A 15090-nucleotide genomic window follows, 5' to 3' on the forward strand; every position below is an offset into this window, starting at 1 on the left:
TTCTTAAAGTAAAGCACACGTTAATGAATTAAGAATTAAAGCTCTTCCTGATATATTTCTGATTTTATCGGCTTTAAATTCAAAGGTATTTTAAACTCATGAATACTTTCAATATGATGAAAAAAATGCTCGATATCGTCATAATCCATTGACCATTCTTCTACCACCTTTAACTTTTTTAACTCGCTTGTTGGTTTAAATAAAAATTCACAGTGTAGTTGTTCCATGTGAGAATAATCATCTTTTTCATAAACTGTAAACTGACGTACAAAGTCAAAATGAAATAGTTCCTCTCCTGTAAAATCATAGACACCACACTGAAATAAAATTTCTTTATCTTCTTCGCCCTCAACTGTCTCCTTTGAAAAAGCCTTAAATGTTTCCCAAACCTTTTTTATATCATCGGTATCTTCACCAATGCTATCTTTAAAATAACGTTCAGCATTTTTAACCGTAATCATGACAACACCTCTTATGTACAATTTATATCCAATCCTTCTTCAATTATCCTGCCTCTTTAGTTTAATCATAAGGTAACCATCAATAAAGTAAAAGTAATCTCCTTAATATGTTCCTCTGTCATATCGTAAGGCTTTAATTCAGCAATACTTATTCCTTTTGCTGTTAGGGAATTAAGAAACGCCTTAAAAATTTATTACTCACAGTCCTAAACAAATAATTCAATAGCTTCCCGAAATGATTCAACATAAGACTTAGTTTCCTTTTCTAAAATTGCCAATTCACCTTGGTCTAAAATATTTTTACGTCTTGCCATTTAGCTAGGTCCCCTTTCAGCAGTGAACACGATTTGAAGTAATTTTGCGTGTGAAAAATCAGCTAAAAAACAAATAAAAAACGCCCTCCTACAATTTGTAGAAAGACGTTTTAAACGTTGATATTCCTTAATTCTTCTGTGATTGACGATAATAAAGAATATCTAAAACTAGATACCGGTGGCCGGGGTCGAACCGGCACTCCGTGAGGAACACGATTTTGAGTCGTGCGCGTCTGCCAATTCCGCCACACCGGCATGATCATTAAAGAGCGCATCTTATATTAAAAAACAATGGTGCCGAGGGCCGGACTTGAACCGGCACGGTAGTCACCTACCGCAGGATTTTAAGTCCTGTGTGTCTGCCAATTCCACCACCCCGGCAGTCTTTTCAAAAAAGGCGACACCCGGATTTGAACCGGGGATAAAGGTTTTGCAGACCTCTGCCTTACCACTTGGCTATGCCGCCATTATTGGAGCGGAAGACGGGATTCGAACCCGCGACCCCCACCTTGGCAAGGTGGTGTTCTACCACTGAACTACTTCCGCATATCAACTGGGCTAGCTGGATTCGAACCAACGCATGACGGAGTCAAAGTCCGTTGCCTTACCGCTTGGCTATAGCCCAATAATAAAATGGGGCGATTGATGGGAATCGAACCCACGAGTGCCAGAGCCACAATCTGGTGCGTTAACCACTTCGCCACAACCGCCATAGATGTAATGAATTATAAAATATAATTGGCAGGGGCAGTAGGAATCGAACCCACACCGGAGGTTTTGGAGACCTCTGTTCTACCGTTAAACTATGCCCCTATGAAAACAAAAAATGGTGGAGGGGGGCGGATTCGAACCGCCGAACCCGGAGGGAGCGGATTTACAGTCCGCCGCGTTTAGCCACTTCGCTACCCCTCCACTTTTGAAAAACAGTGCCGGCAAGAGGACTTGAACCCCCAACCTACTGATTACAAGTCAGTTGCTCTACCAGTTGAGCTACACCGGCAAATAGTGGTGGCTCGGGACGGAATCGAACCGCCGACACACGGATTTTCAGTCCGTTGCTCTACCAACTGAGCTACCGAGCCAAGTATTCTTTTGAAAAATGGCGGTCCGGACGGGACTCGAACCCGCGACCTCCTGCGTGACAGGCAGGCATTCTAACCAACTGAACTACCGGACCATTTTGGTTGCGGGGGCAGGATTTGAACCTGCGACCTTCGGGTTATGAGCCCGACGAGCTACCGAACTGCTCCACCCCGCGACGATATAAAAGATATGGTGGAGGATGACGGGCTCGAACCGCCGACCCTCTGCTTGTAAGGCAGATGCTCTCCCAGCTGAGCTAATCCTCCGAATAAAAAATGCTGGTGTGTATTCTATAAAAATGGTGACCCGTACGGGATTCGAACCCGTGTTACCGCCGTGAAAGGGCGGTGTCTTAACCGCTTGACCAACGGGCCCTTTATTATGTAAATTGTGGCGGAGAGCAAGGGATTCGAACCCTTGAGACGGGGTTACCGCCTACACGATTTCCAATCGTGCTCCTTCGGCCACTCGGACAGCTCTCCAAATTGGCTCCGCAGGTAGGATTCGAACCTACGACCGATCGGTTAACAGCCGATAGCTCTACCACTGAGCTACTGCGGAATGAAGAAAGCCTGGCGATGTCCTACTCTCACAGGGGGAAACCCCCAACTACCATCGGCGCTGAAGAGCTTAACTTCCGTGTTCGGTATGGGAACGGGTGTGACCTCTTCGCCATCATCACCAGACAATTTAGTGACAAAAGATATTATACTATGTATTGAAAATAAATCAAGAGATATTTTAAAAATGTTCTCTCAAAACTAGATAACAATGTCCATGCTTCACATTAGAATATAGGTTAAGTCCTCGATCTATTAGTATCTGTCAGCTCCACGTGTCACCACGCTTCCACCTCAGACCTATCAACCTGATCATCTTTCAGGGATCTTACTTCCTTGCGGAATGGGAAATCTCATCTTGAGGGGGGCTTCATGCTTAGATGCTTTCAGCACTTATCCCGTCCGCACATAGCTACCCAGCGATGCCCTTGGCAGAACAACTGGTACACCAGCGGTGCGTCCATCCCGGTCCTCTCGTACTAAGGACAGCTCCTCTCAAATTTCCTGCGCCCGCGACGGATAGGGACCGAACTGTCTCACGACGTTCTGAACCCAGCTCGCGTACCGCTTTAATGGGCGAACAGCCCAACCCTTGGGACCGACTACAGCCCCAGGATGCGATGAGCCGACATCGAGGTGCCAAACCTCCCCGTCGATGTGGACTCTTGGGGGAGATAAGCCTGTTATCCCCGGGGTAGCTTTTATCCGTTGAGCGATGGCCCTTCCATGCGGAACCACCGGATCACTAAGCCCGACTTTCGTCCCTGCTCGACTTGTAGGTCTCGCAGTCAAGCTCCCTTGTGCCTTTACACTCTGCGAATGATTTCCAACCATTCTGAGGGAACCTTTGGGCGCCTCCGTTACATTTTAGGAGGCGACCGCCCCAGTCAAACTGCCCACCTGACACTGTCTCCCTGCCCGATAAGGGCAGCGGGTTAGAAGGTCAATACAGCCAGGGTAGTATCCCACCGATGCCTCCACCGAAGCTAGCGCTCCGGTTTCCAAGGCTCCTACCTATCCTGTACAAGCTGTACCAACATTCAATATCAGGCTGCAGTAAAGCTCCACGGGGTCTTTCCGTCCTGTCGCGGGTAACCTGCATCTTCACAGGTACTATAATTTCACCGAGTCTCTCGTTGAGACAGTGCCCAGATCGTTGCGCCTTTCGTGCGGGTCGGAACTTACCCGACAAGGAATTTCGCTACCTTAGGACCGTTATAGTTACGGCCGCCGTTTACTGGGGCTTCAATTCGCACCTTCGCTTACGCTAAGCGCTCCTCTTAACCTTCCAGCACCGGGCAGGCGTCAGCCCCTATACTTCGCCTTACGGCTTCGCAGAGACCTGTGTTTTTGCTAAACAGTCGCCTGGGCCTATTCACTGCGGCTTCTCGGGGCTTTAACACCCTAAGAAGCACCCCTTCTCCCGAAGTTACGGGGTCATTTTGCCGAGTTCCTTAACGAGAGTTCTCTCGATCACCTTAGGATTCTCTCCTCGCCTACCTGTGTCGGTTTGCGGTACGGGCACCTCTCACCTCGCTAGAGGCTTTTCTTGGCAGTGTGGAATCAGGAACTTCGCTACTAAATTTCGCTCGCCATCACAGCTCAGCCTTTACGGGAAACGGATTTGCCTATTTCCCAGCCTAACTGCTTGGACGCGGATATCCAATACCGCGCTTACCCTATCCTCCTGCGTCCCCCCATTGCTCAAATGGTGAGGAGGTGGTACAGGAATATCAACCTGTTGTCCATCGCCTACGCCTTTCGGCCTCGGCTTAGGTCCCGACTAACCCTGAGCGGACGAGCCTTCCTCAGGAAACCTTAGGCATTCGGTGGACGGGATTCTCACCCGTCTTTCGCTACTCATACCGGCATTCTCACTTCTAAGCGCTCCACCAGTCCTTCCGGTCTGGCTTCACAGCCCTTAGAACGCTCTCCTACCACTGTTCGTAAGAACAGTCCGCAGCTTCGGTGATACGTTTAGCCCCGGTACATTTTCGGCGCAGAGTCACTCGACCAGTGAGCTATTACGCACTCTTTAAATGGTGGCTGCTTCTAAGCCAACATCCTGGTTGTCTAAGCAACTCCACATCCTTTTCCACTTAACGTATACTTTGGGACCTTAGCTGGCGGTCTGGGCTGTTTCCCTTTCGACTACGGATCTTATCACTCGCAGTCTGACTCCCAAGGATAAGTCATCGGCATTCGGAGTTTGACTGAATTCGGTAACCCGGTAGGGGCCCCTAGTCCAATCAGTGCTCTACCTCCGAGACTCTTACCTTGAGGCTAGCCCTAAAGCTATTTCGGAGAGAACCAGCTATCTCCAGGTTCGATTGGCATTTCACCCCTACCCACACCTCATCCCCGCACTTTTCAACGTGCGTGGGTTCGGGCCTCCATTCAGTGTTACCTGAACTTCACCCTGGACATGGGTAGATCACCTGGTTTCGGGTCTACGACCACGTACTCATGCGCCCTATTCAGACTCGCTTTCGCTGCGGCTCCGCATCTTCTGCTTAACCTTGCACGGGATCGTAACTCGCCGGTTCATTCTACAAAAGGCACGCCATCACCCGTTAACGGGCTCTGACTACTTGTAGGCACACGGTTTCAGGATCTATTTCACTCCCCTTCCGGGGTGCTTTTCACCTTTCCCTCACGGTACTGGTTCACTATCGGTCACTAGGGAGTATTTAGCCTTGGGAGATGGTCCTCCCGGATTCCGACGGAATTTCACGTGTTCCGCCGTACTCAGGATCCACTCTGGAGAGAACGACATTTCAGTTACAGGGCTGTTACCTTCTTTGGCGGGCCTTTCCAGACCTCTTCGCTTATATCATTCCTTTGTAACTCCGTATAGAGTGTCCTACAACCCCAAGAGGCAAGCCTCTTGGTTTGGGCTGTTCCCGTTTCGCTCGCCGCTACTCAGGGAATCGCATTTGCTTTCTCTTCCTCCGGGTACTTAGATGTTTCAGTTCCCCGGGTATGCCTTCTCATACTCTATGTATTCAAGTATGGATACTACTCCATTACGAGCAGTGGGTTTCCCCATTCGGAAATCTCCGGATCAAAGCTTGCTTACAGCTCCCCGAAGCATATCGGTGTTCGTCCCGTCCTTCATCGGCTCCTAGTGCCAAGGCATCCACCGTGCGCCCTTTCTAACTTAACCATTTCTTACTTTAGAAAGAATCACTATGTGTGATGAACTTTGCATTGCATTCAATGTGAATGTATTACTTATTGTTATCTAGTTTTCAAAGAACAATCCTGTCTCGCTAGAGACATGTTTTGAAGGAATGATCCTTCAAAACTAAACAAGACGAAAACGCACGCTGCTCCATATATCCTTAGAAAGGAGGTGATCCAGCCGCACCTTCCGATACGGCTACCTTGTTACGACTTCACCCCAATCATCTGCCCCACCTTCGGCGGCTGGCTCCATAAAGGTTACCTCACCGACTTCGGGTGTTGCAAACTCTCGTGGTGTGACGGGCGGTGTGTACAAGGCCCGGGAACGTATTCACCGCGGCATGCTGATCCGCGATTACTAGCGATTCCAGCTTCACGCAGTCGAGTTGCAGACTGCGATCCGAACTGAGAACAGATTTATGGGATTGGCTAAACCTTGCAGTCTTGCAGCCCTTTGTTCTGTCCATTGTAGCACGTGTGTAGCCCAGGTCATAAGGGGCATGATGATTTGACGTCATCCCCACCTTCCTCCGGTTTGTCACCGGCAGTCACCTTAGAGTGCCCAACTGAATGCTGGCAACTAAGATCAAGGGTTGCGCTCGTTGCGGGACTTAACCCAACATCTCACGACACGAGCTGACGACAACCATGCACCACCTGTCACTCTGTCCCCGAAGGGAAAGCCCTATCTCTAGGGTTGTCAGAGGATGTCAAGACCTGGTAAGGTTCTTCGCGTTGCTTCGAATTAAACCACATGCTCCACCGCTTGTGCGGGCCCCCGTCAATTCCTTTGAGTTTCAGTCTTGCGACCGTACTCCCCAGGCGGAGTGCTTAATGCGTTAGCTGCAGCACTAAGGGGCGGAAACCCCCTAACACTTAGCACTCATCGTTTACGGCGTGGACTACCAGGGTATCTAATCCTGTTCGCTCCCCACGCTTTCGCTCCTCAGCGTCAGTTACAGACCAGAGAGTCGCCTTCGCCACTGGTGTTCCTCCACATCTCTACGCATTTCACCGCTACACGTGGAATTCCACTCTCCTCTTCTGCACTCAAGTTTCCCAGTTTCCAATGACCCTCCCCGGTTGAGCCGGGGGCTTTCACATCAGACTTAAGAAACCGCCTGCGAGCCCTTTACGCCCAATAATTCCGGACAACGCTTGCCACCTACGTATTACCGCGGCTGCTGGCACGTAGTTAGCCGTGGCTTTCTGGTTAGGTACCGTCAAGGTGCGAGCAGTTACTCTCGCACTTGTTCTTCCCTAACAACAGAGCTTTACGATCCGAAAACCTTCATCACTCACGCGGCGTTGCTCCGTCAGACTTTCGTCCATTGCGGAAGATTCCCTACTGCTGCCTCCCGTAGGAGTCTGGGCCGTGTCTCAGTCCCAGTGTGGCCGATCACCCTCTCAGGTCGGCTACGCATCGTCGCCTTGGTGAGCCATTACCCCACCAACTAGCTAATGCGCCGCGGGTCCATCTGTAAGTGACAGCCGAAACCGTCTTTCATCCTTGAACCATGCGGTTCAAGGAACTATCCGGTATTAGCTCCGGTTTCCCGGAGTTATCCCAGTCTTACAGGCAGGTTACCCACGTGTTACTCACCCGTCCGCCGCTAACATCCGGGAGCAAGCTCCCTTTTGTCCGCTCGACTTGCATGTATTAGGCACGCCGCCAGCGTTCGTCCTGAGCCAGGATCAAACTCTCCGAGGTATGCAGGATGCATATCACACATGCGTTGCTACACGATGTAGCGAACTTAGCATGTGATCACTTCCTGCCTCGCCAGTTTGACTGACTACCTATGAAGTATCATAGGATTTTTTTATAAAAACTCGAATTAACAGGTACGTTTTGTCTTGTTTAGTTTTCAAAGATCATCTTCGTTATCGCTCAGAGGCGACTTTCTTAATATAACATTTGAGCACCGTGTGCGTCAAGCGTTTTTTAGAATTTCTTTTTGTCAGCTTTTCTTTCAAAGCAACTCAGTTGCTCGTTAGCGACGTTTAATAATATACCATCATAATATTCATGCGTCAATATCTTTTTTCACAAAATATCCTCGATGATAGATTTTTTGTCCCTTTGTCTCAATCGGCTCCACTTGAACAATTCCTTTTTCCACAAAGAAATCAATCATAACGCTAAGGTCAGGCGTGAAATACTTTAGATCAGGGTGTGCAAGAAGCTCACCAAAAAGCCATATATCCTTCTGTTCCATGACATGACGCAAATGAGCGGCACCAATTTCTGCTTTTGAATGGATCAAAAAATCATTTGCTAAAAATAAAAGTTCCAAACGTTTATGCAGGCTTTCATGGCTTTCAATCAGTTCTGAATAAAGTTTGTATACTTCCGGCTCCATATGACGCACTTGGTTCCAAACGGTCACTTCTGGGTGGAAGCCTTTATCAATTACTTCAATACGTGCTAAGTGATGCAGGGCATGCACAATGGAATTATATGCATCAAGGAATTGATTTGACTCAAAAAATGCTTTTCCTTCTATATATCTGCGAATGAGCTTGCCATATTCTAAACCGATTTTGAGTTTGCGGTTTGAAAACGGGAATGTACTTAGTTCATCAATTAAGTTGAAGATATATTCATTTCGATCAAACAGGACTTTGCCATTCAAAATCCAATCGATGATTCGGCGGTTAGTACCGAGGGTAATCCATTCCTTCAGTTGATCATCTGTGACAACGTTTAAAGAAGCTGTTTGGTGATCGGATTCATAGTGCTTGATAAATAACGGCTCTTCCGCTTCTTTTACGATGACTAAAAGTGCTGCATCAAAGTTATCCGTCTCAGAAGATACTTTATGTCTTCTTTCTACTATAATCACAGCTAATGTGTCTGGATGGCTTGCTCTCTCTTGATAAATAGGACGGAGAAGATTTTCCATAGTGATTCCTCCAATACTCGGGTGTAAAGTTCTTCTCTAATGCTATGTATTTCTCCTCATAGAATCAAAATTCCTTCAATACATGAAAAAAGATCATTGAATCATTATAAGCAATTTATTCACAAAACTCTATAACTAATTCAAACGGAAAGGTAAAATGTGCTATATTGGAGATAAGGGGGACTAGGGATGGCGAAATACTCCAGTAAGATTAATAAAATCAGAACATTTGCACTTAGTTTGGTTTTTGTTGGCTTTCTGATCATGTATATCGGTGTGTTCTTCAAGGAATCGATCTGGCTGTCGACTTTCTTTATGCTGCTTGGCGTCTTATCGATTGGATTAAGTACAGCCGTTTACTTTTGGATTGGTATGCTTTCTACGAAGGCAGTACGTGTCGTTTGTCCAGGCTGTGAGAAGGAAACAAAAGTGCTTGGGCGGGTGGACATGTGCATGCATTGCAGAGAGCCGCTTACACTTGATCCAGCATTAGAAGGTAAAGAGTTTGATGAATCCTACAATCGAAAAAAGTCATAAAAATAAGCTGACCATTTAACCGGTCAGCTTTTTTCATTAATGATTTTCTTTTTTCGCACATTCTTGACAAGTTCCATAGATCTCCAAGCGATGATGACTGACTTTAAAGCCTGTCACATGGGATGCAAGCTGTTCAACTTCATCAAGGCCAGGATAGTGAAAGTCCACGATTTTTCCGCAGTTTTCACAAATCGCATGGTAGTGGTCAGATGTCGCAAAATCAAATCGGCTTGAGGAATCACCATACGTTAATTCCTTTACTAATCCAGATTCCCGGAAGACTCGTAAATTGTTGTAAACCGTTGCGACACTCATGTTTGGAAATTTTCCTTCAAGTGCTTTATATATATCGTCCGCGGTTGGGTGAGTCATAGAATTTACGAGAAACTCCAAGATGGCATGGCGCTGCGGAGTAATTCGAACACCGGTTTCTTTTAGAGCATCTAAAGCGTCTTTTAGTTCGTGAGCAGCCATTTCATCATGCACCTCTCTTCAAAAATATTCTTATATTATAATCTTTATAAATAGTGTACCCCCAGAGCCGAAACTTTGTCAATTACAATCCTCTTTTTTACCTATTCTTCTTTACAAAAAAGACCGGCATGACTGCCGATCTCATCCTGTGAGGATATTAAGCGTGAGCTTTCAATTCCTCAAGCGCTTCCTCTACGTGGTCTTTCACCTTTACTTTTCGCCATTCTTTCACAAGCGTGCCTTCTTTATTAATTAGAAACGTTGAACGCTCGATTCCCATATATTCTTTGCCAAAGTTCTTTTTCAGCTTCCATACGCCAAAGGCTTCAGACAATTTCTGTTCATCGTCTACAAGAAGCATAAACGGCAAATCATGTTTTTCTTTAAACTTTTGGTGCTTGTCTTGACTGTCTGGGCTTACACCGATAATGACAGCATCTAATTCTGCAAAGCTTTGATGGCGGTCGCGGAAATCACATGCTTCTGTTGTACAGCCTGGTGTCATATCTTTTGGATAGAAATAAAGGACAATATGTTTTCCTTTAAAATCAGAAAGCTTTACTTTCTCCCCGTTGTCACCGGTTAATTCAATGTCAGGTACTTGCTGCCCTACTTCGATTGTCATGACACAATCCCTCCAACCTATTTTTTAATTAGCCTATCCAATTTTGAAAGGATATTCAACTAAGGACGCTTGCATCGGCATGTTAAAATAATGATAGACGACGTGATACGTTGAGATAGGAGGCTATTTATGAAATTCACAGAATCAGAAAAATTACATCAAGAGGCGCTGGAGCACATTGTTGGAGGTGTCAACAGCCCGTCTCGTTCATATAAAGCAGTAGGCGGAGGTTCACCCGTTGCGATGGAAAGAGGAGAAGGCGCTTATTTTTGGGATGTTGACGGAAACCGCTATATCGATTACCTGGCAGCATACGGTCCAATTATTACAGGACACGCCCACCCTCATATTACAAAAGCCATCACAAAAGCGGCTGAAACAGGTGTCCTTTACGGAACACCAACGAAACATGAAGTCACTTTTGCTAAAATGCTGAAGGAAGCCATGCCTGCTTTGGACAAAGTTCGTTTTGTCAATTCAGGTACAGAAGCGGTGATGACAACGATTCGAGTGGCACGCGCATATACAGGCAGAACAAAAATCATTAAGTTTGCCGGATGCTATCACGGCCACTCTGATCTTGTGCTTGTGGCAGCCGGCTCTGGTCCTTCCACTTTAGGAACACCTGATTCTGCGGGCGTACCAAAAAGTATCGCTAATGAAGTCATTACCGTTCCATTTAATGATATTGACAGCTATAAAGAAGCATTAGATCGCTGGGGTGATGAAGTAGCAGCTGTCCTTGTCGAGCCAATTGTCGGGAACTTCGGCATCGTAGAGCCTAAGGACGGTTTCTTGCAGCAGGTCAATGACCTCACACATGAAAAAGGCGCACTTGTGATTTATGATGAAGTCATTACCGCTTTCCGCTTTATGTATGGCGGTGCACAGGACTTGCTTCAAGTAAAACCTGACCTCACTGCATTAGGAAAAATTATTGGCGGCGGACTTCCTATCGGAGCTTACGGCGGTAAAAAAGAAATTATGGAACAAGTTGCCCCGCTTGGACCAGCCTATCAAGCTGGCACAATGGCAGGAAATCCTGCATCCATTCTTTCAGGTATTGCCTGCTTGGAAGTGTTAAAAGAAGACGGTGTTTACGAGCGTCTTGATCAGCTTGGCGCTATGTTAGAAGAAGGCATTTTAGCCCATGCCAAAAAGCATCAAGTAGATATTACAGTGAATCGCTTAAAAGGAGCGCTCACAATTTATTTCACAACAGAAACGATTGTGAACTACGAGCAGGCTGAAAATACTGATGGCGAAATGTTTGCCCGTTTCTTCAAATTAATGCTCGCCCAAGGCATTAACCTCGCTCCTTCTAAATATGAAGCTTGGTTCTTAACGATCGCACATACTGAAAAAGATATTTCTGAGACGCTAAAAGCAGTAGATCATGCATTTGCACAGCTAAAACAATCATAATGAAGTCCAAAAACAGGCGTAAAAACATGCGCCTGTTTTTTTATTGACCAACTCTTGTTTGTCAAAAGCGTGCGAATCTGTTACATTTCTTCTCAATACCTTCTTTAGATGTTTTCATGAACTTTCAAAAATCACTTGAATATTTCGGAAGACCGCTGTATATTACTTAGTTGTTTCATCAAAATATGAATGATAAATGACGAGTGATCATCTATTATCGAAAAGAAAGGAATGCAGGGACAAAACCAATGAAACTTGGAGCCCGTATTTTAAAAACTGGTATTGCCATTGTACTCGCGCTTTACCTGGCAACATGGCTTGGGTTGCCAACGCCCGTCTTCGCGGGAATTGCAGCTGTATTTGCTATCCAGCCATCAATTTATCGATCTTTTTTAACCATTGTTGATCAAGTGCAAGCCAATATTATTGGAGCAGCGCTTGCCATTACGTTCGGTCTGCTTTTTGGCACAGGACCAGTCATTATCGGTTTAACCGCCGTCATGGTCATCGCCATTAATTTAAAGCTGAAGATTGAACACACAATTCCAATTGCACTTGTAACAGTCATCGCGATTTTAGAAAGTGCAGGGGATCATTTCCTTTCCTTTGCCTTAATTCGAACAGCTACTGTGGTGTTAGGGGTTCTCTCTTCATTTTTAGTGAATTTAATCTTCCTGCCGCCAAAGTATGAAACAAAGCTTGTTCATCACATTATGGAAAATACGGAGGAGATTTTAAAATGGATTCGTCTGACCTCCAGACAGTCTACTGATCATTCCACATTAAAGGATGACATCGATCAAATAAAAGAACGCATGATCAAATTAGATCATATTTACTTGTTATACAAAGAGGAACGAAGCTATTTAAAGAAAACCACCTATGTCAAATCAAGAAAGCTTGTTTTGTTCAGGCAGGCCATTATGACTTCAAATCGTGCTCTGTATTTGCTGAAAAAGCTTCATAAATTAGAAAATGAGATTCATTTGATGCCAGAGCATTTCAGGGAAAGCTTAACGGATGAAATTGATTATTTACTGTATTGGCATGAGCGCACCTTGATGAAATTCGTCGGAAAAATGAAACCGCAGGACGATGAATTTCAAAATGAATGCTCTCTTCGCCTTGAGACGTTAACGAAATCATTTATTCAGCATCAGCAAAACCAAGAAAATGACCTGCTCGATTACAACATGCTGAATGTCATGTCCAGCATCATCGAATACCGTGATGAATTAGAGCATTTAGATACATTGATTACAAGCTTCCAGACGTATCACCCAAAAGATAGTGAAATTGAGACAGAAGAAAAAGAAGCATAAACAGAAAAGACCGATTCCTAGAATCGGTCTTAAATTGTTGACAAAGAGCTAAAATGATCTTGATTTTAGCTCTTTGTCTTCTTTTCAGCGTGACTTGAAAACCTTTGCAGTCTAGGAAGAACGAGTACCGGAGCGGAGCGAATTGAGTATTCGTGAGCACCGGCACGCAGGACTGACACTTAATGCGAGGGTTTGCCCGCGCGCTGAGACCGATTCTGAGAATCGGTCTTATTTTATTTTCTTCATTTTAGGATCTAATGTGTCTCTTAATCCATCCCCCATCAGGTTAAAGCCTAAAACAGTCAGCATGATCGCTATTCCTGGGAAGAATAATGTCCAAGGGGCTTGAACGAGATAAGGCCTCGCATCGGCGAGCATTTTCCCCCATTCTGGACTTGGCGCCTGTGCCCCCAATCCTAAAAAGCCTAAAGCGGCTGCCTCAATAATTGCCGTTCCGATCGCTAGCGTTGCCTGTACGATGACCGGCACCATACTATTTGGCAGGATGTGGCGCAGAACGATGCGGCGGTGTGACATCCCCACCGCCTTTGCTGCCAGCACGTATTCTTCTTGTTTAATACTCAGCACTTTTGAACGAACGAGCCGTCCAAAGGTTGGGACATTAATAATCGCAATGGCAATAAGGGCATTTTGTAAGGAGGGGCCTAGGATGGAGACAATAGCAATCGCTAATAGAATGCTAGGAAAAGCAAGTAAAATATCAAACAATCTGGAGATCACAGCATCTAACACTCTTCCGCCATAGCCTGCTATCAATCCAAGCAGTGTACCTAAAATGACAGACCCGAGGACCGAGAAAAAACCGACCCATAAGGAAATCCGTGCTCCATGCACAACTCTTGAAAATATATCTCTGCCGAAATCATCCGTACCAAACCAGTGTGCAGCTGAAGGGGCACTAAATCGCTCACCGAGTGATTGTTCATTGATTCCATAAGGAGCAATGAGCGGCGCAAAGATCGCTAGGATCAGAAATAAAAAAACAATCACACTACCAATGACCGCCAGCTTATGCTGAAAGAACTGCTTCATTGATTCAAGAATCAATGATTGAGAGCGTTCATCTTTTGGCTGAGGTAGTTCAAGTTCTTTTTGTGCTTCCATATTGTCACTCTCCCTCCCTAATATTTAATCCTTGGATCAATGACCGCATACAAGATGTCCACAATGAAATTGATCAGGACAAATATAAGCGCAACGACGAGAATACCTGTTTGAATGACTGGGTAATCACGATAACTGATGGCGTCATATATATACCGCCCAATTCCCGGCCAAGCAAAAATGGTTTCTGTTAAAATCGCTCCACCAAGCAAGAGTCCTGTCTGAAGACCAATAATCGTCAAGATCGGAATGAGCGCATTTTTCAGGCCATGCTGATAAATGATAAAAAATGAACGTACTCCTTTTGCTTTTGCTGTTCGAATAAAGTCGGAATGAAGCACTTCCAGCATACTTGCCCTTGTAATTCTCGCAATAATCGCAGCAGGAATTGTGGCGAGTGCTGTACTTGGTAAGATCAAATGCTTGATGCTGTCAGCGAATTGATCAAACCGGCCTTGTAAAAGCGTGTCCAGTGTATGAATATACGTAATCGATTCGACTGGATTCCTTACGTCTTCTCGGCCCGTTGTCGGCAAAATACCTAATTCGATCGAGAACAGCCACTGCCCCATTAAGCCTAACCAGAAAATTGGCATGGACACTCCGATGAGTGCAATAAACATCGCGGCATAATCAAAGAAGGAATGCTTAAACCAAGCACTAATGATTCCGGCATTCACTCCCACGACAATCGCCAGCACCATGGCAAAAAAGGTCAATTCTAACGTCGCAAATAAGTAAGGCTTCATTTCCTGGGCAATAGCCGCTCCTGTTCGAATGGAAGTCCCTAAATCCCCTTTTAAAAGGCCAAGCATATAATGACCGTATTGAACGTACCATGGCTGATCTAAACCGAGCTGGATCGTTAATTGTTCTACAGCCTCTTTCGTTGCCCGCTGTCCTAAGATGACCTGCGCTGGATTTCCAGGTATAAAACGAATAATTGAAAACACGACCAATGTCATTCCGATCAGTACTGGGATGAGCATTCCTGCCCGCTTCATACAATAAGCAAACAAACAGCTTTCACCGCCTTTATCTTTGTTTGATAAGGGAGATACATGATCTCCCT

At 45.5% G+C, this 15090-nt stretch carries 9 protein-coding genes, 16 tRNA genes and 3 rRNA genes; 3 read left to right on the forward strand and 25 right to left on the reverse strand.

What is annotated here, in order from left to right; translation table 11 throughout:
• Positions 1-35: 35 nt before the first annotated feature.
• The 21 genes from M1D84_RS14535 to M1D84_RS14635 all read right to left on the reverse strand — a co-directional run bounded on the left by M1D84_RS14535 (position 36) and on the right by M1D84_RS14635 (position 8510).
• Complete coding sequence (locus M1D84_RS14535) at positions 36-461, reverse strand: hypothetical protein (protein ID WP_073204422.1); 426 nt, start codon at positions 459-461, stop codon at positions 36-38.
• 487 nt (positions 462-948) lie between these two features.
• A tRNA-Leu gene (locus M1D84_RS14540) sits at positions 949-1030 on the reverse strand.
• Between the two features lie 37 nt (positions 1031-1067).
• Positions 1068-1156: transfer RNA gene (locus M1D84_RS14545), tRNA-Leu, on the reverse strand.
• A gap of 14 nt (positions 1157-1170) precedes the next feature.
• Positions 1171-1241, reverse strand: a tRNA-Cys gene (locus M1D84_RS14550).
• A gap of 5 nt (positions 1242-1246) precedes the next feature.
• Positions 1247-1321: transfer RNA gene (locus M1D84_RS14555), tRNA-Gly, on the reverse strand.
• Between the two features lie 7 nt (positions 1322-1328).
• A tRNA-Gln gene (locus M1D84_RS14560) sits at positions 1329-1400 on the reverse strand.
• A 9-nt stretch (positions 1401-1409) separates the two neighbouring features.
• A tRNA-His gene (locus M1D84_RS14565) sits at positions 1410-1485 on the reverse strand.
• Between the two features lie 29 nt (positions 1486-1514).
• Positions 1515-1588: transfer RNA gene (locus M1D84_RS14570), tRNA-Trp, on the reverse strand.
• A gap of 14 nt (positions 1589-1602) precedes the next feature.
• Positions 1603-1687: transfer RNA gene (locus M1D84_RS14575), tRNA-Tyr, on the reverse strand.
• A 15-nt stretch (positions 1688-1702) separates the two neighbouring features.
• Positions 1703-1775 (reverse strand) — tRNA-Thr (locus tag M1D84_RS14580).
• 6 nt (positions 1776-1781) lie between these two features.
• Positions 1782-1857: transfer RNA gene (locus M1D84_RS14585), tRNA-Phe, on the reverse strand.
• 18 nt (positions 1858-1875) lie between these two features.
• Positions 1876-1952, reverse strand: a tRNA-Asp gene (locus M1D84_RS14590).
• Positions 1953-1956: 4 nt separating this feature from the next.
• Positions 1957-2033: transfer RNA gene (locus tag M1D84_RS14595), tRNA-Met, on the reverse strand.
• Between the two features lie 15 nt (positions 2034-2048).
• Positions 2049-2124: transfer RNA gene (locus M1D84_RS14600), tRNA-Val, on the reverse strand.
• Between the two features lie 33 nt (positions 2125-2157).
• A tRNA-Glu gene (locus tag M1D84_RS14605) sits at positions 2158-2232 on the reverse strand.
• Positions 2233-2249: 17 nt separating this feature from the next.
• A tRNA-Ser gene (locus tag M1D84_RS14610) sits at positions 2250-2340 on the reverse strand.
• A gap of 4 nt (positions 2341-2344) precedes the next feature.
• Positions 2345-2419: transfer RNA gene (locus M1D84_RS14615), tRNA-Asn, on the reverse strand.
• Between the two features lie 9 nt (positions 2420-2428).
• Positions 2429-2544 (reverse strand): 5S ribosomal RNA (rrf, locus tag M1D84_RS14620).
• Between the two features lie 109 nt (positions 2545-2653).
• A 23S ribosomal RNA gene (locus M1D84_RS14625) occupies positions 2654-5584 on the reverse strand.
• 182 nt (positions 5585-5766) lie between these two features.
• Positions 5767-7315 (reverse strand): 16S ribosomal RNA (locus M1D84_RS14630).
• The 16S, 23S and 5S rRNA genes sit together here with 16 tRNA genes alongside, the layout of an rRNA operon.
• Positions 7316-7631: 316 nt before the next feature.
• Positions 7632-8510 carry a nucleotidyltransferase-like protein gene (locus tag M1D84_RS14635; RefSeq protein WP_024425790.1) on the reverse strand — a complete coding sequence of 293 codons (879 nt, stop codon included), beginning with the start codon at positions 8508-8510 and terminating at the stop codon, positions 7632-7634.
• A 189-nt stretch (positions 8511-8699) separates the two neighbouring features.
• On the opposite strand from M1D84_RS14635, the gene M1D84_RS14640 reads away from it, so the two are divergent.
• Entirely contained in the window at positions 8700-9047 is a 348-nt protein-coding gene (locus M1D84_RS14640) for a YgzB family protein (protein ID WP_024425201.1), read from the forward strand.
• 36 nt (positions 9048-9083) lie between these two features.
• Here the strand turns inward: M1D84_RS14640 and perR are convergent, their stop codons facing one another.
• Complete coding sequence (gene perR / locus M1D84_RS14645; RefSeq protein ID WP_012009347.1) at positions 9084-9521, reverse strand: peroxide-responsive transcriptional repressor PerR; 438 nt, start codon at positions 9519-9521, stop codon at positions 9084-9086.
• Positions 9522-9678: 157 nt separating this feature from the next.
• Complete coding sequence (bcp, locus tag M1D84_RS14650; protein ID WP_073204419.1) at positions 9679-10146, reverse strand: thioredoxin-dependent thiol peroxidase; 468 nt, start codon at positions 10144-10146, stop codon at positions 9679-9681.
• 129 nt (positions 10147-10275) lie between these two features.
• On the opposite strand from bcp, the gene M1D84_RS14655 reads away from it, so the two are divergent.
• On the forward strand, positions 10276-11571 hold the full coding sequence (locus tag M1D84_RS14655) for a glutamate-1-semialdehyde 2,1-aminomutase (protein ID WP_024425792.1): 1296 nt from the start codon (positions 10276-10278) through the stop codon (positions 11569-11571).
• 248 nt (positions 11572-11819) lie between these two features.
• Positions 11820-12893: an FUSC family protein gene (locus M1D84_RS14660; RefSeq protein WP_024425203.1), complete on the forward strand. Its 1074-nt coding sequence runs from the start codon at positions 11820-11822 to the stop codon at positions 12891-12893.
• Positions 12894-13121: 228 nt separating this feature from the next.
• Here M1D84_RS14660 and M1D84_RS14665 read toward each other — a convergent pair whose 3' ends face one another.
• Both M1D84_RS14665 and M1D84_RS14670 read right to left on the reverse strand, forming a co-directional pair.
• Positions 13122-14018, reverse strand: a complete 897-nt coding sequence (locus tag M1D84_RS14665) for an ABC transporter permease (RefSeq protein WP_073204415.1) — start codon at positions 14016-14018, stop codon at positions 13122-13124.
• Between the two features lie 17 nt (positions 14019-14035).
• Positions 14036-15037, reverse strand: a complete 1002-nt coding sequence (locus M1D84_RS14670) for an ABC transporter permease (RefSeq protein WP_024425205.1) — start codon at positions 15035-15037, stop codon at positions 14036-14038.
• Positions 15038-15090 lie beyond the last annotated feature (53 nt).

The organism is Bacillus sp. PK5-006 (assembly GCF_054161415.1).

Bases quoted from the DNA above. Each gene is read 5' to 3' on its own strand.
- M1D84_RS14535 (WP_073204422.1), bottom strand. From the start codon at position 461: ATGATTACGGTTAAAAATGCTGAACGTTATTTTAAAGATAGCATTGGT.
- M1D84_RS14655 (WP_024425792.1), top strand. From the start codon at position 10,276: ATGAAATTCACAGAATCAGAAAAATTACATCAAGAGGCGCTGGAGCAC.
- M1D84_RS14665 (WP_073204415.1), bottom strand. From the start codon at position 14,018: ATGGAAGCACAAAAAGAACTTGAACTACCTCAGCCAAAAGATGAACGC.
- M1D84_RS14660 (WP_024425203.1), top strand. From the start codon at position 11,820: ATGAAACTTGGAGCCCGTATTTTAAAAACTGGTATTGCCATTGTACTC.
- bcp (WP_073204419.1), bottom strand. From the start codon at position 10,146: ATGACAATCGAAGTAGGGCAGCAAGTACCTGACATTGAATTAACCGGT.
- M1D84_RS14635 (WP_024425790.1), bottom strand. From the start codon at position 8,510: ATGGAAAATCTTCTCCGTCCTATTTATCAAGAGAGAGCAAGCCATCCA.
- M1D84_RS14640 (WP_024425201.1), top strand. From the start codon at position 8,700: ATGGCGAAATACTCCAGTAAGATTAATAAAATCAGAACATTTGCACTT.
- perR (WP_012009347.1), bottom strand. From the start codon at position 9,521: ATGGCTGCTCACGAACTAAAAGACGCTTTAGATGCTCTAAAAGAAACC.